This is a genomic window from Paenibacillus sp. SZ31 (assembly GCF_012912005.1).
Classification (GTDB): Bacteria; Bacillota; Bacilli; order Paenibacillales; family Paenibacillaceae; genus Paenibacillus.
This window is the reverse complement of record NZ_JABBEA010000006.1, coordinates 170,307-193,464: the sequence shown is the minus strand read 5'-3', so window position 1 is coordinate 193,464 and position 23,158 is coordinate 170,307. Positions and strand designations below refer to the sequence as shown.

The following is a 23,158-nucleotide window of genomic DNA, read 5'->3' as shown; positions in this document are numbered from 1 at the left end:
AGAATGACAAGGAGTGAATGAACAGAATGAAACCCATACGCAACTCGGCGAAAGCCGTTATTGTGCAGGATGGACGATTGCTGGTCATCCGGCTGGAAGACCAATATGGTACCGCTTATGTGTTCCCGGGTGGAGGACAGGAGAAAGGTGAAGAACTCAAGGATGCGGTCGCACGCGAATGTCTGGAGGAGATTGGTCAGGCTGTGAACGTGGGAGAGCTGTTACATATCCGAGAGTATATCGGAAAAAATCATGAATTCGCCGAGTGGGATGCAGATATCCACCAGGTTGAATTTTATTTTGCGTGCAGCCTGATAGATCCGGAGGCAACCGTTTTTGAAGGCTCTAATCCAGACGACCACCAAGTTGCCGTGGAATGGATTGCCCTTGAAGACCTGTCCAAGATTCGTTTATATCCAAAAACCATAGGTGAGCTGCTGCTTAAATCAGATTCTTCATCAATCTATCTTGGAGATCTGAATTAAATCAGCCATGCAGAAATTTCGTACTAATCCCTTTATGTAAACATTTTTATAAAGAACTTTTCCATTTTTGTCACGTTTGCATACAGGTTCATTGGATTCACCATAGGTGAGGTGGGTACACTATAAGTACAGGCTTATTACAAAAGCATTTGCATTAAGCTGTTTATAGTAATACGAGAATAATGAGCTGTCATTAAACACAAAGAGGTAGTAACAACTACACTACTCTTTGTACTTTTATTATTCACACTAAATTGGGAGAACGGTAGACGTAGTGGAGGGGACGGAATCGATTCTGAGGAAGCAAAGCGTTCGCCTAAAAGCTTTCTGAAAGAAAGCTACATCGGAAGCATACGCTATCAACGGATTTTCCCTTTGAGAAAAGGGAATCAAAAAAATCCGGGGATAACAGCGATCCAAAGAACGATCCGTACCCGAAACGGCCGCCTACAAGAGTCCTTCCAATATACCCCCAAAACCGAAAGGAGCACTTCTCATGAACCAGACTGAATTGGAACAAAACATTGTAAAAGCTTTGGAAAACAACCCTTTTTGCAGCTTCTCCACTGTGGAGGATGGTAAACCGAAATCCCGCTATATGGCGCTTTTCAACGATGGACTGAACATTCATCTGGCAACGAACCGCCGTACACACAAAGTAGAGGAACTGGAGAATAATCCGAATGTTAGCCTACTACTTGGTTATGAGGCTGGTGGTTCCAAGGAAGTGGTTGAGATTGAAGGAACCTGTGAAGTGACGAAGAACGAAGGTTTGCGTGAGCAAGTGTGGAACGACGAACTGAAGGCCTGGTTCGATGGACCTAATGATCCGAACTATGTCATCCTGGATATCACGCCTGCTCGTATTGAGTATACGGGCAAAGATCATGAACATCACGTGTGGGAACAATAAGTCGAATATGAAAATAACCTCTGCGAAGTAGCGTCCTTATGCGGAAAATCGCGCAGAGTTCAATCCAACCGTGAAAGCCGTTCAGGCTTCACGGTTTTTGTTGTGAATGAAGAACGCTGAATTGGATATAGATGTAAGGCGTATGTAATATACGTATTTTGAAACGAATAAGCACTAAATACCTACTAAAATGTTGAAAAAAATGTCGAAATCACGCATGATAATGTAAACTCGGCCTGGTATGTGCGGGTAATGTAAAAAATAATGCTTTTCAATGGCTGAACATTGCGTTATGATTTGGAATGTAAACGACAAGCACAGACATAAATAGATGTTCATGTGAGATAAACTTACCTGAAATTCCGATGCATGTCATCAGAGCGTCAGTACGCACAACCCATGAAATCTATCTTTTTTCTGCGCTCTTCGTTTGCCCATTAATGCATGATTCAATGTACATAACCGGGAGGGGTTATTTTGAAAATGAGAAAAAAAGTATTATCAAGCCTGACTGCCGCTTTGGTTGCATTAAACGTGCTTGCGGTATTTCCGGTACCTGTGTCGGCTGCGGATGCTGCCAAAGTTAAACTGCGGATCATGGAGACCACAGACATTCATACCAATCTGGTTAACTATGATTATTATTCCGACAAAGAGACAGACCAATATGGACTCGCCAAAACAGCAACACTGATTAAGAAAGCCCGTGACGAAGCGAAGAACAGCCTGCTGTTTGATAACGGGGATCTAATTCAGGGGAATCCGCTGGGAGACTACGCTGCCAAAATTGATCCACTGAAAAAGGGTGAGACTCACCCTGTATATAAAGCGATGAATCTGCTCGATTATGATGCAGGGAACATCGGTAACCATGAATTCAACTATGGTCTGGATTTCCTGGACATGACGCTGGAGGGAGCAAACTTCCCTTACATTAATGCCAATGTCTATGTAGACGATGGTGATGATGATGAGACAAATGACAAGAATTATTTCACACCGTATGAGATTTTGGATAAGAAAGTAACGGACGAAACGGGTAAGGAACATACGATCAAAGTGGGTGTGATCGGATTCGTGCCGCCACAGATCATGCAGTGGGACAGTGCTAACCTTGAAGGTAAGGTCATCGCCAAAGATATTATCGCTACTGCGAAAAAATTCATTCCTGAGATGAAAGCAAAAGGTGCCGACATTATTGTAGCTATTCCTCACTCCGGATTTGAGGAAATTCCTCAAACGGATCTGATGGAGAACTCCGTATTGTATCTGAGCCAAGTTGAAGGCATTAATGCCATTTTGTTTGGACATGCCCACAAAGTGTTCCCAAGTGCTGATTTTGCTGGCAAAAAAGGGGTAGACCTGGAGAAGGGTACAATCAATGGCGTTCCTGCGGTTGAGCCAGGATTCTGGGGGGATCACCTGGGAATTATTGATCTGGATCTAGAACAAGTGGATGGTAAATGGAAAGTGGTGGATTCCAAAACGGAAGCACGCCCAATCTATGACACAGCCAACAAAAAGGCACTGGTAGAAGCGGATCAGGACATCATTGATGCGGTTCACGAAGAGCATGAAGGCACATTGGAGTATGTTCGTGGTCCGGTGGGCGAAACGACTGCACCAATCAACAGCTTCTTCGCTCTGGTTCAGGATGATCCATCCATTCAGATCGTAACGAATGCACAGAAATGGTATGTTGAAAAACATATGCAAGGTACGGAATATGAGAAAATTCCTGTATTGTCCGCAGGTGCTCCATTCAAAGCCGGTGGACGTTCAGGCGCTTCGTATTACACGAATATTCCTACAGGCACCATTGCAATCAAAAACGTTGCTGACCTGTACGTGTATCCAAATACGGTACATGCTGTAATGGTTAACGGCGCAGAACTGAAAGAATGGCTGGAATGGTCTGCAGGCCAATTCAACCAGATCGACCCGGCCAAAGGTGGACAACAACAACTGATCAACAATGACTTCCCAACGTACAACTTCGATGTTATTGATGGCGTAACGTATCAGATTGATGTAACTCAACCAGCCAAATACGATAGCAAAGCTACGATCGTTAATGCATCCGCAAGCCGGATCAAGGATCTGAGCTTTAACGGCAAACCAATTGACCCAGCGCAAAAATTCATTGTAGCGACGAATAACTACCGTGCTTCTTCATCCAAACTGGCTAACCCGGACGGCAAACGCATCGTTCTGGCTGCACCGGATGAGAACCGTCAAGTGATCATCGACTACATCCGTGAGAATAAAACGATTAATCCAGCAGCGGACGGCAACTGGTCCCTTGCACCAATCAAACCTTCTGCTGGTGTAACTGCAGCAGCGCTGAACGATCTTGAAGTTGTGTTTGCTTCTTCTCCAGATGCGAAAGATCTGGTTGAAGCGAATCCGGCAATGTCATTTATCGGTACGAACAAAGAAGGTTTTGCAGAGTACGGCTTGAAATTGACAGGTGAAGCAACGACAACACCTGAAACAGGTACGGAGCCAGCTCCGACGCCTAAACCAACACCAACGCCGACACCTAAGCCACAACCTGAGAAACCGGCAACCAACAACAAGGTTGTATATGTGGTGAAAAAAGGGGATAACCTGTACCGCATCGGTTTGAAATATGGTGTGGACTGGCGCAAGCTTGCGACAGCGAACAAAATCTCAAATGTGCATAACCTGAAAGTTGGACAGAAAATCGTGATTCCCGCTTCTTAAGTTTAATAAGCGGTGAGGGGGAGACCGACAGTCATCAGACTGCCGGTCTTTTTTTCTGCAATTTTGAATATATTTGTTTCAATAACCGTCATACAGGAAGTCATCAAAACAGTAGAGATTAATTTCTAGACCCATGATATAATATTTACAAACTTTGGGTATATACCAGTGAACATTAATGGACATGGAATCATAAATTGGCAAGGGGGTCCTACATGAATTGCAGTGGCTGCAGTCCAATCTATCCTATAGAGGGTGAAGGTACCTTGTACCTGCGTCCCATTTCCCCCGCTTTGCTGGAAGCGCTGCAAACGCCGGGAAGACATATCGAGACGTCGGATGACATGATGTGGATGCATTTTACGGATATTGAGGCGGTTCAGAGCTTAATAGAAGAGATCGGTATAATTGATCCCACTTTACGTGATTCCCTAACCGTTCAGATTACGCCTTTATACGAACAGGCTAATGAAGAAGGCTGGATCAGTCTAACCATGCAGGAGTCCCGTTTCAAGCATGCGGAGCTCGTTTCCATTATTTTGGAGCATCAATTCAGCAGTCATATGCAGCCCATTGTTGATGCCTCGGAGCAGATTATTGGATATGAGTTTTTACTTCGTCCTGCTGAGAATGGAAAATCCTTCAGTTCCTATGAATTATTTGAAGTTGCGCGAGAGACCGGATTACACTCTTTTCTGGATCGAACGGCGCGTATTACCGCCATTGAGACCAGTGCCCTTTTTCTGCCGCATGGTGTCAAACGCTTCGTGAATTTCCTGCCTTCCTCCATATATAACCCCGACTATTGTCTGACACATACGTTTGAAGCGATTGAACGTCTTTCACTTGACCCTAAAGATTTTGTGTTTGAAGTCGTGGAAACAGAGCAGATTCAGCATATGTCCATCTTGCAGCACATCTTTGAGGTGTATCGTTCACGCGGAATGTCGGTTGCGTTGGATGATGTGGGTGCCGGATATTCGACAATAGAGTTGATGAGTCGATTAGAACCGGATTTTGTCAAAATAGATCGAAGTCTTATTGACCGTTGTGATCAAGATTCGACCAAACAACAGAAGATCCTTCATATTGTTGAGATGTCCAGTCGATTTGGGGGTCAAGTACTTGCCGAGGGGATTGAACGAATGGAGGAGTTTGAATTCTGTCGTTCTATCGGTATTGAGCTTGCGCAAGGTTACTATTTCGGTAAACCTGCGGCACAACCTCCAGACGGTACATGTTCCAACACTTGATCTAAATTTATGAAATAATTAGTAACCCTTACCTTGTACAAGTCACTTCTAAGTAAGAAGTGGCTTGTTTGGCGTGCCTGCACATTTTTCTCTCAAATAAATACCCTCACCCAGCCGATATATAAGATAAGCCTTTTAGATTGATTCATACATACAAAGAAAGAGGGCATTTTTACATTTAGAGGGGGAGAAATTCATGAGTGAAGCTCAGGATACTAAAACAATGAAAGCAGCGAAACCTGCCAAACCAAAACAAAATAAAAATAAAAAGAAGAATAAAAAGAAAGGTTTCGTCTGGAATATAAGGAACAAATTATTGGTCTCTTTCCTGGCAGTTCTACTCCTGCCGAGTCTGGCCATAGGTTTGATCACGCTAACGATGGCTGAAGGTGGCGTACAGGGACAACTAGTGGACAGCGCTCAGCAAAGTGTGAACACGGCCAATACAATTGTAGAAAGCCAAGTGAGTTATAAAATTCATGACATTAACTATTTTGCGGATGCCCTTGATCCGAGCCTGATTAAAGGGGAGAACGATAGTCCTGAGGTTCAGGTGAAGCTGGAGCAATATCTGGGCTTACATCTGGATGCCATGAACATTTTTGTGGGAACGACAGAAGGAGTCATGGTTCGAGGTAAACCAACAGCGAGCAGCACGCGGGGAGATGCATATGATCCACGGGAGCGGGAGTGGTACACGCTTGCGATGGAGAAGCCAGGTACAGTCGTTGTTTCAGATGTCTCCATTAATACGGATGGGGTAGCGGTTGTATTTATCTCCAAAACATTAAAGGATCAATCGGGTGTTATTGGTTTGTCTCTTGATCTGACAGACCTGCAGGAACAGGCATCCATTAAGGTGGGTAAAGAAGGCTATGTCATCATTATGGATGCCGACAAAAATTATGTCGTTTCTCCTGTAGTTGATGCAGGTACGCAGGAAACTAGCGGCTTGCTGGATGAAATGTACGAGGGTCAAGAAGGCCAATTCGATTACGAATTCAACGAGCAACCGAAAATGATGATTTTCTCAACGAATGAAGTAACGGGCTGGAAGATTGCTGGTACGATGTTCAAGAGTGAAATAACCAATGCAAGTAAGGATATTCGCATGGCGACGTTTGCTGTTATTCTTGCGGCCACGTTCCTTACCCTCATCTTTATTATTTGGTTTACTCGTTCCATGCTACGTCCGATCAAACGATTGCAGGAATCTGCCAGAGCCGTGAGTAAAGGTGACCTGACCGTGAAAATGGAAACAGGGCGTAAAGATGAAGTCGGTGATCTGGCGAAGTATTTCGAGCGTATGGTTGATAACCTGCGGATGATGATTCTGGGTGTACAGGAAACGACAGAGCAGGTATCCGCTTCTTCTCAAGAATTGTCTGCTAGTGCAGAACAAACAACCAAAGCGATTGAACATTCAACACTAGCCATTCAGGAACTGGCTGAAGGTGCTGAGCAACAGGTGAACAGCGTGAAAGACGGATCTGGACAGATGAGCCGAATGGCAGAAGATGTTCGAATGATGTCGGAGCGTGTGCAATCGATCACGGCGAATATGCGGAATACGTCTGGAGCAGCTTCTTCTGGTAATGAGGCAGCTGGACAGGCTGTAGAGCAGATGAACAGCATCCAGGAAACGGTGGAGCAGCTGGGAACAGTGGTTCAGTCACTGAATGCCCGTTCGGTAGAGATCGGCAGCATGGTTGATGTCATTGCCTCCATCTCCAAACAAACGAACTTGCTCGCATTGAATGCTTCCATTGAAGCGGCAAGAGCGGGTGATGCGGGTCGTGGGTTTGCTGTTGTAGCAGGAGAAGTGCGTAAACTGGCAGAAGAATCCGGTAGCTCGGCAGCACAGATCGGTGAGGTGGTTCACAATATCCGTCAGGATATGGATGCCGCCCTAATCGCCATGAATGCCGCCCAGACTCGGGTGGGAGAAGGAATTCAGGCCGTGAATACGTCCGGACAATCGTTTGCCCAGATTCGGGAGGCAGTGGAAGATGCTGTTCATACATTGGATGACCTGTCCGAAACAACGAAGCAACTGGAGAACGGTGCATCCCACGTTGCCAAAGCGATGAGCGATATTTCGAATGTGACTCAGGAATCTGCTGCAAATACAGAATCCGTGTCTGCATCTTCACAAGAGCAATTGGCGTCGGTAGAAGAGATTGCATCATCCTCGGCACATCTGAATAGCATGGCAGAACAATTACAAGGACTGCTTGGCATGTTCAAGATGGTAGAGGATACACCGAAGGATAAGGGTAACGATAAATCCTAACATTTGGATAGCGAAACTTACTACAGATTCTATAAAACAAAATAAAGATAGACATTGCTCCTGCGGCCCTGTATAAATATATCGAGACAGGGTACAGCAGGAGGCTCTATGGTATACGTAGCAATATTGATTTTTGCAGTAACGATCACCTTGGTGATCTGGCAACCTCGCGGATTGGGTATTGGTTGGACTGCCTCGGGTGGGGCATTGCTTGCCCTGCTGTGTGGAGTCGTCAGCTTGAACGACGCATCGGATGTGGCATCCATTGTATGGAATGCAACGTTGGCTTTTGTCGGCATTATTATGATTTCTCTCATTCTCGACGAGACGGGTTTCTTCGAATGGGCTGCTCTTCACATGGCAAGGCTGGCTGGAGGGGACGGTCGCAGATTGTTCTTCTACTCCATTTTGCTGGGTGCCGCAGTATCTGCGCTGTTCGCGAATGACGGTGCGGCGCTCATTCTGACGCCAATTGTACTGGCAATGGTGCGTGCATTGAAGTTTGATGAGCGCATGGTGCTGGCTTTTGTGATGGCGAGTGGATTTATCGCCGATACCACATCATTGCCGCTGGTCGTCAGCAATCTGGTTAACATTGTGTCTGCTGATTTCTTTGGTATTACATTTGTGGAATATGCGGTGCGCATGGTCGTACCCAATCTGTTCTCAATCGTAGCGAGTACGGGGATGCTGTTCTTGTTTTATCATAAAAGCATACCCCTTCGCTACGACATCTCCGCGGCACGTGACCCGAAGGAAGCGATACGTGATCCACGGATGTTTCGAATCGCTTGGTTCATGCTGGGGCTGTTACTGGTGGCCTATGCATCCAGTGAGTTTCTGCCGATTCCTGTGTCGGTTATCGTTGGCTCCGTTGCGTTGCTATTCGCCTTACTGGCACGCAAGAGTGAGGCGGTTGATCTGAAACGGGTAATCAAGGAAGCACCGTGGTCAATTGTGGTGTTCTCAGTGGGCATGTATATCGTCGTATATGGACTGCGTAATGCAGGGTTAACGGATCATCTGAGCCGTTGGCTCGATGCCATAGCGGAGCATGGCCTACTGGCTGCCTCCCTCGGAATGGGCATCATCGCTGCCGTATTGTCATCAGTGATGAACAACCTGCCGACCGTGTTGATTAACCTGCTAGCCATCCAGGGTGCACATACCGAAGGTATCGTTCAAGAGGCATTGATCTATGCCAATATTATTGGTTCCGATCTGGGTCCCAAAATGACCCCAATTGGATCACTTGCCACATTGTTGTGGCTACACGTGTTGTCCCGCAAAGGTGTGAAGATAACATGGGGGTATTATTTCAAGGCAGGCATCATCCTGACGATCCCGACATTGCTAATTACCTTGGCCGGATTGGCATTATGGTTATGGATTCTGGGTTAGTAAAATTATGTTTTACATTAAGTTGTAATAAGATAATCTGTTTTAATGTAAAAGGCTGCTCTCTCTGCTGGTGCCTACGCACTGGCAGTGAGGCAGTTTTTTTTATTTCCTGCTTTTGCATCTTCTATAGAAGAAATAAATTCTGTTTCTCTGTTAAGCACCTAAGCATTTACACAAGGTCAGCCTACAATAGGGCTGGCCTTCTTTGCCTACACCCCAGGCAGGAGCTTGAAATGCCTGAGATCCAACGAGCGCTGACACAACGCAGGGAAACCGCAATCGTAGTGGAGGGGACGGAATCGATTCTGAAGAAGCGAAGCGTTCGCCTTTGTCTCCTAATTACAACAATTAAAATTATTGATCAAAGAAATTTGGAGACAACAGCGATCAGAAGAACGATCCGTAACCGGAACGGCCACTCAGGGTATCAGCTACTTAATATTTCTATAAGTAAATTTTTTTCATGGAAATCTGGACACAATACGGATTGAAACAACGTCCGTTCCCGGAGCGGCCACTTCAGCACCAAATAAATCCCAAATATTTCAAAATGATGCCGATATTTTTAACATTGCGTTTACAAAACACTGATTTTAAGATGACATACCGAAACTACAATGAGTAAAGAGTTGATGGTGAACAAACAAATTCACAAAACGCCATCACCACATTGGGGGAGGAAAACAAAACATGTTTAAAAAGTTGCCGTTTATTTTGATGACCTTAACGTTCGTACTGGTGCTCGCTGCATGCGGATCGAAAAATGACGCTGGTACAGAGGGTGCTGCAAGCAATGGATCAGGAGAGGCTGCTACTGAGCTTAGCGGTAATATTCTGGCAGTCGGATCGACAGCATTGCTACCTCTGGTAGAACAAGCTGGACAGAAATTTATGGCAGTTGATGAATATAAGAACGTAACGGTTCAAGTTCAAGGTGGCGGTAGTGGTACTGGTTTGACACAAGTATCTGACGGACAAGCTACAATCGGTAACTCTGATGTATTTGCAGAAGAGAAGCTGGAGGACGAAGCCAAAGTAAAAGAATTGGTTGACCATCAGGTAGCAGTAGTAGCTATGGCGCCAGTTAGCAACAAAGATACAGGTGTAGAAGATTTGACGAAGCAACAACTGATCGACATTTTCTCTGGTAAAGTAACGAACTGGAAAGACGTTGGCGGTGCGGATCAAGCAATCGTTATTGTAAACCGTCCGAGTAGTTCCGGTACTCGTGCAACTTTCGAGAAGTATGCATTGGGTGAAAAAATGGGTGATATCCAAGGTTCCATTCAAGAAGATTCTTCAGGTAACGTAAGAAAATTGGTAGCTGAAACACCAGGCGCTATTGGTTACCTGGCCTTGTCTTACCTGGATGACAGCTTGACCGTTCTGAAATACGAAGGTGTAGAAGCAACAGTTGAGAACGTGGAAGCAGGAACTTATCCAGTATGGGCTTACGAGCACATGTATACGAAAGGTACGCCAGATGCAGCAACACAAGCATTCTTGGATTACATCTTGAGTGACGAAATTCAACAAAATGACGTGACTGAACTTGGATACATTCCAATGTCAGGTATGAAAGTAAAACGCGATGTAGCAGGTAATGTGGTTCAATAATCTTTGACTTGCGCATACAGCGAAAGAGGCGGACTTAGGTCCCGCCTCTTTACGCGGTTTGCTCTGAAATAATCCCATATTTTGCACTAATTCTACTATAGAAGGATGGTTGTTATGGAACAGACCGAAGGGGGAACGGTAATGAATAACAAGTTGAAACCGCGCCGGCCCTTAAAAGAGAAACATTATTGGGAAGAGTGGACGGGACGGATCTATACGTCGATTTGTGTCGTTTTCCTGATCGTTGTCATGTTTTCCATTGTTTATTTTGTAGCGTCCAAGGGACTATCAACATTTTTCCAAAATGGAATAAGCATAAGTGAATTCCTTGGTGGGAAAACATGGAATCCAACGGGGGAACCTGCTTTCTACGGGGCATTGCCGTTCATTACAGGTTCTTTCATCACAACCTTGCTTGCAGCACTGATCGCAAGTCCGCTTGGTCTGTGTGCAGCACTCTTCATGACAGAGATTGTACCAGGTAAAGGGAAAAAGATATTGCAGCCTGCGATTGAGCTTTTGTCTGGAATTCCGTCCGTTGTGTACGGATTTATCGGTCTGAGTGTCATCGTACCTTTACTTCGCAGTATCTTTGGTGGAACAGGCGTCGGGATTGCAGCCGGATGTCTTGTTCTCGCGGTAATGATTCTTCCTACGGTCACAAGTATTATGGCAGATGCATTGTCCGCGTTGCCCAAAGGATTGCGTGAATCCTCCTACGCACTGGGTGCCACTCGTTGGCAAACCATCTACCGTGTCATTATTCCAACGACTTTGCCAGCTTTGTTGACAGGTGTCGTTTTGGGTATGGCCCGTGCTTTTGGTGAGGCACTTGCTGTGCAGATGGTTATCGGTAATGCACCGCATGTTCCAACATCCTTGCTCGAATCGGCTTCAACATTAACAAGTGTAATTACACTCAGCATGGGTAACACCACGATGGGTTCTGTTCATAACAATGCACTGTGGAGTATGGCGCTTGTCCTGTTGGTGATGACATTTGTCTTCGTCATTCTGGTTCGCCTGCTTGAAAGGAGGAACCGGGTATGAAAATGAAGGCAAAAACGGTAGATAAGATTGCAACATCCGTTATCGTTGTATTGGCCCTATTCATTGTTATTCTATTGCTCGGTCTGCTTGGATTCATCATGTATAGAGGAATTGGACATATTAGCTGGAACTTCCTGACGAGCGCACCACAGTTGCTTAAGGGTGGCGGCGGAATTGGTCCACAGCTCTTTAACTCCGTATTCTTGCTTGTTCTGACCTTGATTGTTACCATTCCACTCGGATGGGGCGGCGGAATTTACATGGCGGAATACGCCAAGCCAGGTAAGATTACCAGCTTCATTCGTCTGGTCGTTGAAGTATTGTCATCATTCCCATCCATCGTTATTGGTTTGTTTGGTCTCTTACTGCTAGTCAATCAATTTGGTCTTGGTTTCTCCCTGATCTCGGGTGCCTTGGCTCTGGCGATCTTTAACTTGCCACTGATGGTACGGACAACGGAGCAGGCCTTCCGGGCCGTTCCGAAGGAACAAAAGGAAGCAGGTCTGGCGCTTGGACTGTCCAAGTGGAAGATTATCACTTCCATTCTGCTGCCTGTGGCATTGCCGAGCTTGATTACGGGTACGATCCTGGCATCGGGCCGGATCTTCGGTGAAGCAGCCGCGCTGATGTTCACCGCAGGTATGAGTAGCCCACCATTGGACTTTACAGATTGGAATCCGACGAGTCCAAGATCACCGCTTAATCCTTTCCGTCCGGCAGAGACACTTGCTGTCCATATCTGGAAAGTAAATAGTGAAGGCATTGGGCCAGATTCCAAAGAAGTGGCAGCAGGGGCATCCGCCGTGCTTGTCATTCTCGTGCTGGCGTTCAATCTAAGTGCACGCTGGATCGGTCGGGTTGTATTCCGCCGCATGACAGCTTCGAAATAAGGAGGAACCAACATGGCCATACCTTTTGGTACGGAACAGTTAAGCATATATTATGGACATTTCCAGGCGGTCAAGCAGATCAGTCTGACGTTTCCTGAAGCAAGCGTAACGGCGCTTATTGGGCCGTCTGGTTGCGGTAAATCCACGTTCCTCCGGTCGCTGAACCGGATGAATGATGAGATCGCAGGTTCCCGCACAGAGGGACATATCTGGATGGACGGTAACGATCTGAATGAGCCTGGAACCGATGTAATCAAGCTTCGTCAGAAGATTGGCATGGTATGGCAGAAGCCGAACCCTTTTCATAAGTCCATCTACAACAATATCGCGTTTGGCCCCCGCTACCGTGGTACGAAGAGTAAGAAGGCACTGGATGAAATTGTGGAAAAAAGCTTGCGCCGTGCTGCGCTCTGGGACGAAGTGAAAGACAGACTGCATGAGTCAGCTCTGTCTCTCTCCGGCGGACAACAGCAACGTCTGTGTATCGCTCGCGCTTTGTCTGTTGACCCGCAGATTCTGCTGCTCGATGAGCCGGCATCTGCACTTGACCCGGTATCTACAGGTAAAGTTGAGGAATTGATTACCGAGCTTAAGAAAGATCTGCGGATCGTCATTGTTACCCATAATATGCAGCAGGCGGCACGCATCTCGGATTACACGGCATATTTCTATCTGGGCACTATGGTTGAGCACGGGGATACGGAGCACATTTTCACGAACCCCGACAACCGTCTGACGCAAGAATACATTATGGGTCGTTTCGGTTAATTGGATCATGGAGTGTCACATAGAGTAACAGACAGAGAGATAGAGAAATAATAGAGACAAAAGAAAGCACAATGCCTGAACGGTTGTTCGGGGGTTGTGCTTTTTTTTATTTATAATTTTAGTGGGGTTTTCTGTATGCGGGATAAACATTATGCTACGATACTTAATATTAAGATAGCGTTTACATAACTTCGAAGGAGATGTTGATAATCACTACGGATCAGACGTCTTACGACCATATGGCAGCTCAGATTATACAGAACTATAACATGGAGAAACCTGTCGTTTCCTATATTCGCCACAATGAGAATCTGACGTATCATGTCGTTGATGAAGCTAGTGGGCAGAAGTATCTACTACGTATCCATCAAGCCGCATATGCAAGTATGACAGGCATTCAGCATACGCTTCCTGCACTGGAGGCGGAGATGAACCTGCTTCATGAGTTAAATGCAACGACAACATTGCGCGTGCAGCATCCGGTACGCAATGTGTCGGGAGACTGGGTCACGGTATGGACAAGTGAAGCGGGTAAAGAAATCTGCTGTACCGTACTAGAGTGGATTGAGGGCAGGGACATCCAGCAGGGAGAACGCCTGACAACAGAGCAAATCTATGACCTAGGTGTCCAACTGCAGACGCTTCATCAATATGGACGTGTACAGGTGGATGGCAACGATCATCAGCGGACAGGAAGAGAGATGAGCCAGCTAGATCGAACGAAGGTACGGCCGGCATATGGTAACACCCATGAGAATTTGGTCATGCTAGGGCAGTTGGAGGAAGGCGTCCGACTTGGAATTTTTACAACGGAAGACTTTGATCTGCTTCGAGAGATGTTCGAGAACATTAATGAGCAGCTGGAAAAATACCCGCACGATGCAAAGACATGGGGAGTTATTCATGGGGATATTACTCGCAACAATCTGCTGATAACGGATCAGGGAATCTCCATGATTGATTTTTGTCTACACGGTTATGGTTATTATCTTTTCGATGCCGGAGGGGCAGCGCTGATGTTCAATCGGGAGGAACGTGACATATTTTTATCCGGTTACACGAAACAGATCGCACCACTGACAGATCGTGATATCCGATTAATGGAAGGGTTCATGTTGATCTTTACGCTGGGTTATTATGCTTTCCAGATGGCGAACGAGTCGAGGCACGAATGGATGAAAGATCGCATGCCGAAGCTATGCAGCAAGTATTGCAGACCTTATGTACAAAACGATAGTATCTTCTACGAACTGTGAATTATGATCCAGATGCGCAGATCCGGATGGGCTACTGAGTAGTGTGGTTCAAAATAGATGGTTGCCTGAATACCCGAACGGTTTCGTGGACAATATCATAAATAGTAGTGAGCACTTTACTAATTGATGTGGAACGAAATAACCTGTTTGAAAGCTCTTTTTACCACATTAATGTAATGAAAGCTAACAAAATAATCTGGTTATTATCGGTTCAATCGGAAATGAAGGAAATATACCCAAAGAAATCGTTAAGTTTGTTGACACTGATCTTCTGGTCGATTAATCTTAATGAAGAAGAAATCAACGACTTCCATCACTGTTCTGACATAAGCTCAGAATGGTTCCATACAGCGGATGATAACGAGCGGGAGAGACCTGGGTTAGCCAAGTAAAATGGCTGGAGTTCAGGCACCGAAGGAGCAAGCTGCTGCGCACCCGGCGCAGTGGTTAATCTCTCAGGTAAATGTACCATCGTTGGACGCAACTCTGGAGAGTGCGCGAACTGCGCCACCCAAGGGGTATATGATCAGTCAGTCCGGTGATCTTGTCTTTAATTGCAGGCAATGTACCTTGTCGTGAGACACTGCTGATCGTGAAACTCTCAGGTATCGAGGACAGAGAGAGGGCCTGAGGCCTTCTTCTGTCCTTTTTTGATGTCATTATTCAGTAAATAAGGAACAATATGGATTAGATTCTGGATGGAAATGACGAATACAATTGGAGGGTTACAAGGTGCGATTTAAAGATGTTTTTTCAATTATTGGTCCGTCCATGACGGGACCTTCAAGTTCACATACAGCTGGAGCAGCAAGATTAGGGAGAATTGCTCGCCAGTGGCTTGGTTGCACGCCGGATCGGGCACGACTGACGTTGTACGGTTCATTTGCAGATACGTATCAGGGGCACGGCACGGATCTGGCATTGATCGGCGGTCTGCTGGACTATGTCACAGACGATCCGCGTATCCCGGATGCAGAACAATACGCAGAAGAAGCGGGCATGGAGGTTGAGTTTTATACAAGCGGCCTGCCTGCTCCTCATCCAAATACCGTCAAGATTGAGTTATGGCATGGTGAACGTGCCTGCTCATTGATCGGCGCATCTATTGGTGGTGGTAGTGTATCGGTGCATGCGATGAATGATTTTCGTGTCCAGATCAGTGGTGAATTCCCAACACTCGTTCTGCGACATGCAGACAAAGCGGGCGTGCTAGCATCAGTGACGTCCACGATCAGCTCATCAGGGGTTAACATTGGCTATATGCAGGTGGATCGGAAAGCTCGGGATGGTGAAGCGCTGACGGCAATGGAGATGGACGGCGTGCCGAACCCTGATATGCTGAAGCGTCTGCGTACGCTCGACCATGTACTGGACATTCGTGTCATTGATTTGAAGAGAGGAGTTGATTCGGATGCGGTTTAAACATCTGCACGAACTGAACACGATCTGTACAGCGGAATCCAAAACGATTGCTCAGCTGATGATTGAGGAGCAGGTCCAAGAAACGAATACGCCTGAAGCGGATGTTGTGCAGCAGATGTCTGAATATTATCAAGTGATGAAGGAAGCGGTACGCAAGGGGTTAACGGAAGATACCACTTCACGCAGTGGATTAACGGGTGGAGACGGCAAAAAAATGGCTGAATACATTCGCAAGGGTGAGACTTGCTCGGGAGATGCTTCCGCACTTGCCATGGCTTATGCCCTGTGTGTATCTGAAGTGAATGCCTCCATGGGTCGGATCGTGGCAACACCAACAGCTGGTTCCTGCGGCATTATCCCGGGGGTGTTTATCAGCTCACAGGAGCGGTTTGGCTGGACGGACGAACATTTGGTGAACGGGTTGTTCTGTGCGGGAGCGATTGGTTATGTTATTGCCAACAATTCATTTATCTCCGGTGCCGAAGGTGGCTGTCAGGCGGAAGTGGGTTCCGCGATTGGCATGGCTGCAGGTGCCATGGTTGAACTGCGTGGAGGTACACCGGAACAGGTCGTTCATGCCGTTGGTTTGGCGTTAAAAAATACACTGGGCCTTATCTGCGATCCGGTCGCAGGCCTTGTTGAAATCCCGTGCATCGTCCGTAATGGACTGGGTGCAGTTACGGCGCTGGCTGCGGCTGACATGGCCCTGGCCGGAGTGCGTAGTGCTATTCCGTCAGATGAAGTCATCGATGTCATGCTGGAAGTAGGCAGTGCGATGCCGAGCCGCCATCGGGAGACAGCCCAGGGCGGGTTGGCCCAGACGCCAACAGGCCGTAAAATGATGCAGAAGTTGGCTAAACCAAAGGCAAAGCGTGCAGAGCCAGAGACGGAGTCGAACACATCGAATTCTGACACAACTACAAGTGGGGCGGACAATGCTCACGTGGACACGGAACCTCAGGTGTAATCTGAACCGGGAACACCTAGATATAAGCAATGAGATTATGATGTATAACGGCGATACAAAAACAAGCGTCCGCGAACCGAATCCCGGTTCTGCTGGACGCTTGTTTTATGCTGCCAAATGATACGAAGCTAGGTTACTTATAAGTGACTTCAGATGTATGTGTATTATGAATCTAGTCCTGGCCCACAGCCGTACTCAGTACGGCATATCCATACGCGGGCAATTCAATCGCGAGTACGCCATCTTCCTTGGCGGTACGATGGTTTCCGCCGAATAACTCAGTCCATTCCTCGTCACCAGCCTCCAGCTCGACAATAGCCGTCTCTTCTGAGCGATTGAACAGAATCAGAATGCGTTCCTCCTCATTTCGCCGCTCAAATACCAGTTGGCTGCCATCGGGACGAGCCTGCAAGAAACGAACGGTGCCTTCTGCACGCAGGGCAGGATGAGCATGACGCAGGGAGATCAGCTTCTGATAAAAGTCGAACAGCTCCCGGTCCTGCTTCGCTTCATCCCATTCCATGCATTTACGGCAGCCTGGATCATGCTCTCCGTCCATCCCAATCTCGTCTCCGTAATAGATGCACGGAGCGCCCATATAAGTGAACTGGAATAACGCAGCCAGCTTCATCTTGCGCTGGTCGCCTTCACACAGTGTGAGCAGCCGCGGTGTATCGTGGCTGTCCAGCAAGTTGAACGCCACTTCGCTGGCCTGAAGCGGATAACGGGACAGTTGTCGCCCGATGGAGTTCGCGAACTGTTCGGCGTGCATTGTATTTTTCACAAAGAAAGCATTCACGGCATCGGTAAACGGATAGTTCATGGACGCATCGAACTGGTCGCCTTGCAGCCAGGAGGAAGACTCGTTCCATACTTCGCCCAGAATATAGGCATCCGGATTAGCGGCCTTGACTACACGCCGGAAATCGCGCCAGAATGCATCATCCACTTCGTCTGCGACATCCAGCCGCCATCCGTCCGCACCTACGTCCTTGATCCAGTACTCGGCAACCTCTAACAGATAGGCCTTCACCTCGGAATTCTCCGTATTCAGCTTCGGCATGTGTTCTTCGAATCCGAAGGTCTCATACGTAGGAATGCCATCCTTCACGTCCAGCGGATATTCATGTACATGGAACCAGTCCTTGTATTTGGATTTCTCCCCGTTCTTCTGTACATCTACAAACGGCGCAAACGTCTTCCCGGAATGGTTGAACACAGCATCCAGCAGTACGCGAATTCCGCGTGCGTGGCATAGCTCAACCAGTCGTTTTACGGTATCTGCGTCACCAAAGTGACGATCTACCCGCAGATAGTCCTCGGTATCGTATTTGTGATTGGTGGTGGCTTCGAAGATAGGTGTGAAGTAGATCGCATTAATGCCCAGCTCGCTGATGTAATCCAGATGGTCGATCACGCCCTGAAGGTCACCACCGAAGAAGTTGAAAGGGGTCGGCTCACCGCCCCACGGCTCAACCTTCTCCGGACTAATATCCGGGTTACCATTGGCGAATCTTTCGGGGAAAATCTGATAGAACACCGCATCCTTAACCCATGCAGGGGGTGTGAAGACGGCTCCGGGGTGAATATAAGGGAACTGGAACATACGACCCGGATCGTCCGGTTCTTCTTCCTGGAAGTCAGTCTCGGTCATCCAGATCTGTTCGTCTCCGCTTTTGAGTAGAAAAGAGTATTTCAGTCGGTGGTAAGGAGGTTTCACTTCGCCCTCGTAGTAATCGAACATGGAGTCAGAGGTAAACTTGGTTAAGGTAACCAGCGCTTTGGTTGCATCCCACGCATATTTGTCCCCAGTCAGGGCATGTACCTCGGTCAGGTCATTCTTTTTGGCACGCAGGCGCAGATGGATTGTATCTTGGTCATAGGCATAGGCCCAGTTCCGTTTCGGTTGATGATAGATGGCTTCCAGCAGCATAATGAAATTCCTCCCGTCAGGTGTAGGTATAATATGTACTTGATAGACTTGATGGATATGACATTATCCAAGGTAATGGATAAGCTATAATTAGAATGCGTGTTAACGTAAGAGATCTAAACATTGCAATAAGACATGAATTCATAGGTTATATACAGCTTTTATCATGATGATGCTCAGATATATCATTAACCCAATGGGGGCAGAAAGGAAACGAACATTCGAATGAAAACCAAACTGTTATACATTGAAGATGATACGGAAATTGCAACATGGGTCAGAGCCGATCTGGAGGAACGCGGTTATGAGGTGCAATGGCTCGGAAGTGGTGAAGGTGCAGCGGAGGCTGCTGTGGGTTGCTCTCTCATTATTCTGGATGTCATGTTGCCAGGATTGGATGGATTTACGGTGGGTCAGCGACTGAAAAAAGAACTTCCCGCCGTGCCCATTGTCATGCTCTCGGCCAGAACGTCCATTGACGACAAGCTGCATGGTCTCGATTTTGCCGATGACTATGTGACCAAACCATTTCACCCCGATGAATTGGCTGCCCGGATTGAGGTTCAACTGCGTAAGGCGGGAACTGCGGTCTCATCGGATACAGCCCTGAAGCTGGATCATCTCTCCATCTATGAGAAGGACAACCGGATCATCAATGAGGAGACGGGGGATGAGATTATTTTATCGGGAAAACAGTTCCACATCTTCGCCTACCTGCTACGACATATGGGCATGATTCGAACGAAAGAGCAGATCTATGAAGCCGTCTGGAACGAGCCCTATCTGGATGGGGACAAGACTTTGATGGTACATATTCGGCATCTACGCGAAAAGCTGGAGCTTGATCCGGCCAATCCTGTAGTTATTCAGACGGTCCGCGGTGTGGGATATCGGGTGAAGAAGCCATGATTCGGCGGTTCAGGGAACGGAAAATCATGAAGGGAGAACAGAAGGGAGAACGAAGCATGGATCAAAAGCAGTATGGGCGTCGCAAGCTTCGCTTTGGGCGGTCCTTGATGTCCAGGTATATTATCCTGATTCTGGCGGCAGTATTATTCGTGCCCGTCGTTCTTCCGATCATATCCATCATTTATGTTGTGGTGGTGAATAATACGAATCCGAATCAAGCGGCACCATATGGTGACGTTACCCGGATCAGTAACCTCTGGTCACGTGAAGCGGAGAAGCTCGATGGTGCTTCAGATGAAGAGGTTAGCACACGGTTGAAGCAGATACATCAGAAGTATCCCAAATCTTCGATGTATCGAGTGAATGCTCGTGGTGAGACGGTCTTTATTCTGAGTGGTGAAGATGTATCGCTTGTGAAATCCACGTCAGCAGATGGCGTAACAGACACGATATTAAAGTGGTCATTGAATTCCGGGAGAACGGCAGAGACTCGAATCCCAGCCGAATGGAATGCGAACAATACCCTGCAATTCATGAAAGAAGCTTCTTATCGTGATCCACTGACCGTAGTTACCTATTAGGCGGAGATGAACAGGACAGAGGACAGGGCTTCATGGTCATTGAAGTGCCGCGATCGCTTTTGCAAAAGACACAAAATAATTTTCCAATGGAACTCTTGTATCTTGGCATTGTCATGATCATCATCTTCATGATATTCATCATCATGTCCATTCTCTTCTTCGCACGCATTCGCAAGCGACTTATTCGTCTGCAGACGGCGATGATGACCCCAGGCAAGGAAGGCATTCCGCTTCCGGTGGATATTCGCCGGTCAGATGAGATCGGCCAGTTGGAGGAATCCTTCAATCAGATGGTGCATCAATTGTCCGACAGTCGCTATCGTGAACGCGAGGAAGAACAATTGCGTAAACGTCTCATTGCCGGGCTTTCCCATGATCTGCGTACCCCGCTAACAGTGATTCGTGGACATATGCATGCCTTGCACAAGGAAGCGCTCAGCGAGCAAGGCGACCGTTCATTACATCGCATGGAAGCGAAGATGGAGGACCTCGGCGGGCTCATTGACAACATGTTATCCTACAATCTGCTCACGAGTGGAAAATATACGTTGAAGCTGGAAGAGAAAGATATGCTGCGGATCGTCAGGGAAACGGCGGCGGCCTGGTATCCAGTCTGGGAGAAAGACCAATTCGACATTGATATCGACCTGCCGGAGGAACCGCTGATCTGGTACATCGATGAACAGGGCATGCGCCGTATTCTCGATAATCTGTTCCAAAACGTGAACCGTCATGCCGCCGGTGGGAAGTATATTGGCATAACAACTCAGGAGATTCACGGCGAGACTGCCGTTGTTATTCAGGATCGTGGTCCAGGAATGCAACCGAATTCCGACACGAAGGGGACTGGTCTCGGCTTATCCATAGTAGACCTGTTGATCCGTGAAATGGGACTGCGCAAGCGGGTAGACAGTTCCGATACAGGTGTTCGGACATATATCTACAGTGGAAAGGGAAACAGGGAAATACCAAACCGCTGAATACCTTTTTTTAAACTAAACTTAAACTGAAGACTACCTTGGCTTTAAACTTGGAAGGTTACGATAGTTCCGAGGTGATCATACAGTGAGTGAAAATATTATTCAGACGGCGAATCTATGGAAAACATACCGGGACCGTGCAGCGGTCCGTGAACTTGATCTGCATATTAAAAAAGGAGATATCTACGGCTTCCTCGGTCCCAACGGTGCTGGCAAAACAACAACGATTCGCATGCTTCTCGGCTTAATTAAACCAACCAAAGGCGTGATCCGGGTCTTCGACAAGGATATTCGCAAGGATCGCATGGATATTCTACGCCGTGTAGGCTCTCTGGTCGAATATCCGTCGCATTACGGACATCTGAATGCGGTAGAGAATCTGGAAACCTTGCGTCGCATCATCAATGTACCGAAATCAAGAATTGCTGAAGTGCTGTCCATTGTAGATCTGACCAAGGATGCCAAGCGTTCGGTGAAGGGATACTCCCTTGGCATGAAGCAGCGTCTGGGTATTGCCAGCGCTTTGCTGGGTGAGCCGGAGCTATTGATTCTGGACGAACCAACGAATGGACTTGATCCTGCCGGTATTCAGGAGATTCGGGAATTGATCAAACGCATGCCTCTGGAACATGGCATTACTGTTCTGGTGTCCAGCCACTTGCTGAGTGAAGTCGAACAGATGGCAAGTCGCGTTGGTATTATCCGTGAAGGCAAGATGGTGCTTCAGGATACCATTGCGAGTCTGCATAGTCAGACGGGCAGCTCTATCCGGTTAACGGTTTCGGAGCCGGAAGAGGCCATGAAGCTGGCCAGAGAACAGGGGCAATTCGGTCAGCGGCAGGGTTCTGCGTTAACGTTCCCTTATATGGATAACCCTTCGGTGGCACTGCTTGTGCGCCGATTAATTGAGCAGGATCATGATGTGTATCGTGTGGAGGAACAGCGTCAGTCTCTGGAAGATCTGTTCATGCGGGTCATCGGCGAGGGGGCATCCATATGACCGGGCGTGCATTATCATCGGATTGGCTCAAGATTCGCGGGAAAGGCATCTGGTTTCTCGTCTTCCTGGCTCCGATTGGATTGATAGCCATGCAGGCGCTTAATTTCGGGCTACGGCTGGATTATCTGAAAGAACAGTACGCCGATAACCTGTGGGGCGGGCTATTGGGCAATGTGGTTATCTTTGTGCCCTTGTCTCTGATGCTGGGAGCAACCATTCTCAGCTCCATGATCGCCAATGTTGAGCATGAACAGGGATCGTGGAAACAGTTGCTCGCCATGCCGATCCCCAGACCGGCTGTGTATCTGGCTAAGTTCCTGCTTGCCTGTCTGCTGCTGGTGATCTCCTGCCTGCTACTAACCGCTGGAATTGTGAGTCTGGGTCTGATACTCGGGTTCCATGCTAGTGAGATCCCTTGGACGCAGGCGATCAAGCTGGGGTTGCTACCTTTGGCTGGAGCGCTTCCCGTGTTATCACTGGAGTTATGGCTCACGATGGTAAACAAGAATCAGGCGCTTCCGGTAACCCTGGGTATCGTGCTTGCGATAACGGGCATGTTCGCACTCAGTATCTCACCGAATTTTCCGCTCGCTTGGGCGCAGATGGCCTGGAATGGACCCAATCCATATCTGTATGCAGGCATGGGTACAGGTATGGGGATCTTGATCCTGTTGCTGGGCATGGTGCACTTTAGCCGGAAGGATGTGGCCTGA

General features: G+C 47.5%; 19 protein-coding genes and 2 riboswitches. Of the genes, 18 read left to right on the top strand and 1 reads right to left on the bottom strand.

Going from position 1 to position 23,158, the window contains the following annotated elements; translation table 11 throughout:
• Positions 1 to 26: 26 nt before the first annotated feature.
• The 13 genes from HF638_RS14590 to sdaAA all read left to right on the top strand — a co-directional run bounded on the left by HF638_RS14590 (position 27) and on the right by sdaAA (position 17,042).
• The gene (locus HF638_RS14590) at positions 27 to 485 is read left to right on the top strand and encodes an NUDIX domain-containing protein (RefSeq protein ID WP_169480844.1); all 459 of its coding nucleotides are present in this window, start codon (positions 27 to 29) and stop codon (positions 483 to 485) included.
• 496 nt (positions 486 to 981) lie between these two features.
• Entirely contained in the window at positions 982 to 1,398 is a 417-nt protein-coding gene (locus tag HF638_RS14585; RefSeq protein WP_062837223.1) for a pyridoxamine 5'-phosphate oxidase family protein, read from the top strand.
• Positions 1,399 to 1,875: 477 nt separating this feature from the next.
• Positions 1,876 to 4,125, top strand: coding sequence for a bifunctional 2',3'-cyclic-nucleotide 2'-phosphodiesterase/3'-nucleotidase (locus HF638_RS14580; RefSeq protein WP_169480843.1), 2,250 nt, complete (start codon positions 1,876 to 1,878; stop codon positions 4,123 to 4,125).
• 215 nt (positions 4,126 to 4,340) lie between these two features.
• Entirely contained in the window at positions 4,341 to 5,378 is a 1,038-nt protein-coding gene (locus tag HF638_RS14575) for an EAL domain-containing protein (protein WP_169480842.1), read from the top strand.
• 196 nt (positions 5,379 to 5,574) lie between these two features.
• Positions 5,575 to 7,671, top strand: coding sequence for a methyl-accepting chemotaxis protein (locus HF638_RS14570; RefSeq protein ID WP_211175656.1), 2,097 nt, complete (start codon positions 5,575 to 5,577; stop codon positions 7,669 to 7,671).
• A gap of 108 nt (positions 7,672 to 7,779) precedes the next feature.
• Entirely contained in the window at positions 7,780 to 9,072 is a 1,293-nt protein-coding gene (locus HF638_RS14565; protein ID WP_169480841.1) for an arsenic transporter, read from the top strand.
• A 690-nt stretch (positions 9,073 to 9,762) separates the two neighbouring features.
• Positions 9,763 to 10,689 (top strand): phosphate ABC transporter substrate-binding protein, encoded by a 927-nt coding sequence (locus HF638_RS14560; RefSeq protein WP_169480840.1) that lies wholly within the window; start codon positions 9,763 to 9,765, stop codon positions 10,687 to 10,689.
• A gap of 114 nt (positions 10,690 to 10,803) precedes the next feature.
• The gene (gene pstC / locus HF638_RS14555) at positions 10,804 to 11,739 is read left to right on the top strand and encodes a phosphate ABC transporter permease subunit PstC (protein WP_017690972.1); all 936 of its coding nucleotides are present in this window, start codon (positions 10,804 to 10,806) and stop codon (positions 11,737 to 11,739) included.
• 2 nt (positions 11,740 to 11,741) lie between these two features.
• Complete coding sequence (gene pstA, locus HF638_RS14550) at positions 11,742 to 12,629, top strand: phosphate ABC transporter permease PstA (protein WP_026081329.1); 888 nt, start codon at positions 11,742 to 11,744, stop codon at positions 12,627 to 12,629.
• A 12-nt stretch (positions 12,630 to 12,641) separates the two neighbouring features.
• Entirely contained in the window at positions 12,642 to 13,397 is a 756-nt protein-coding gene (gene pstB / locus HF638_RS14545; RefSeq protein WP_169480839.1) for a phosphate ABC transporter ATP-binding protein PstB, read from the top strand.
• 203 nt (positions 13,398 to 13,600) lie between these two features.
• On the top strand, positions 13,601 to 14,653 hold the full coding sequence (locus HF638_RS14540; RefSeq protein WP_169480838.1) for a phosphotransferase enzyme family protein: 1,053 nt from the start codon (positions 13,601 to 13,603) through the stop codon (positions 14,651 to 14,653).
• A gap of 355 nt (positions 14,654 to 15,008) precedes the next feature.
• A riboswitch (glycine riboswitch) is annotated at positions 15,009 to 15,133 on the top strand.
• Positions 15,134 to 15,137: 4 nt separating this feature from the next.
• Positions 15,138 to 15,273, top strand: a riboswitch (glycine riboswitch).
• A gap of 112 nt (positions 15,274 to 15,385) precedes the next feature.
• The gene (gene sdaAB, locus HF638_RS14535; RefSeq protein ID WP_169480837.1) at positions 15,386 to 16,075 is read left to right on the top strand and encodes an L-serine ammonia-lyase, iron-sulfur-dependent subunit beta; all 690 of its coding nucleotides are present in this window, start codon (positions 15,386 to 15,388) and stop codon (positions 16,073 to 16,075) included.
• Positions 16,065 to 17,042, top strand: a complete 978-nt coding sequence (gene sdaAA / locus HF638_RS14530; protein WP_248278142.1) for an L-serine ammonia-lyase, iron-sulfur-dependent, subunit alpha — start codon at positions 16,065 to 16,067, stop codon at positions 17,040 to 17,042. The genes sdaAB and sdaAA overlap by 11 nt, the downstream gene beginning before the upstream one ends.
• A gap of 172 nt (positions 17,043 to 17,214) precedes the next feature.
• Here the strand turns inward: sdaAA and HF638_RS14525 are convergent, their stop codons facing one another.
• Positions 17,215 to 18,975, bottom strand: coding sequence for an alpha-glycosidase (locus tag HF638_RS14525; RefSeq protein WP_169480836.1), 1,761 nt, complete (start codon positions 18,973 to 18,975; stop codon positions 17,215 to 17,217).
• A gap of 225 nt (positions 18,976 to 19,200) precedes the next feature.
• On the opposite strand from HF638_RS14525, the gene HF638_RS14520 reads away from it, so the two are divergent.
• The 5 genes from HF638_RS14520 (at position 19,201) to HF638_RS14500 (ending at position 23,158) form a co-directional block, all read left to right on the top strand.
• Complete coding sequence (locus HF638_RS14520; RefSeq protein WP_169480835.1) at positions 19,201 to 19,884, top strand: response regulator transcription factor; 684 nt, start codon at positions 19,201 to 19,203, stop codon at positions 19,882 to 19,884.
• Between the two features lie 56 nt (positions 19,885 to 19,940).
• Positions 19,941 to 20,465 (top strand): hypothetical protein, encoded by a 525-nt coding sequence (locus HF638_RS14515; protein WP_169480834.1) that lies wholly within the window; start codon positions 19,941 to 19,943, stop codon positions 20,463 to 20,465.
• A 32-nt stretch (positions 20,466 to 20,497) separates the two neighbouring features.
• Positions 20,498 to 21,445: a HAMP domain-containing sensor histidine kinase gene (locus HF638_RS14510; RefSeq protein WP_169480833.1), complete on the top strand. Its 948-nt coding sequence runs from the start codon at positions 20,498 to 20,500 to the stop codon at positions 21,443 to 21,445.
• Positions 21,446 to 21,530: 85 nt separating this feature from the next.
• Positions 21,531 to 22,445, top strand: coding sequence for an ATP-binding cassette domain-containing protein (locus tag HF638_RS14505; RefSeq protein WP_169480832.1), 915 nt, complete (start codon positions 21,531 to 21,533; stop codon positions 22,443 to 22,445).
• The gene (locus HF638_RS14500; protein ID WP_169480831.1) at positions 22,442 to 23,158 is read left to right on the top strand and encodes an ABC transporter permease; all 717 of its coding nucleotides are present in this window, start codon (positions 22,442 to 22,444) and stop codon (positions 23,156 to 23,158) included. The genes HF638_RS14505 and HF638_RS14500 overlap by 4 nt, the downstream gene beginning before the upstream one ends.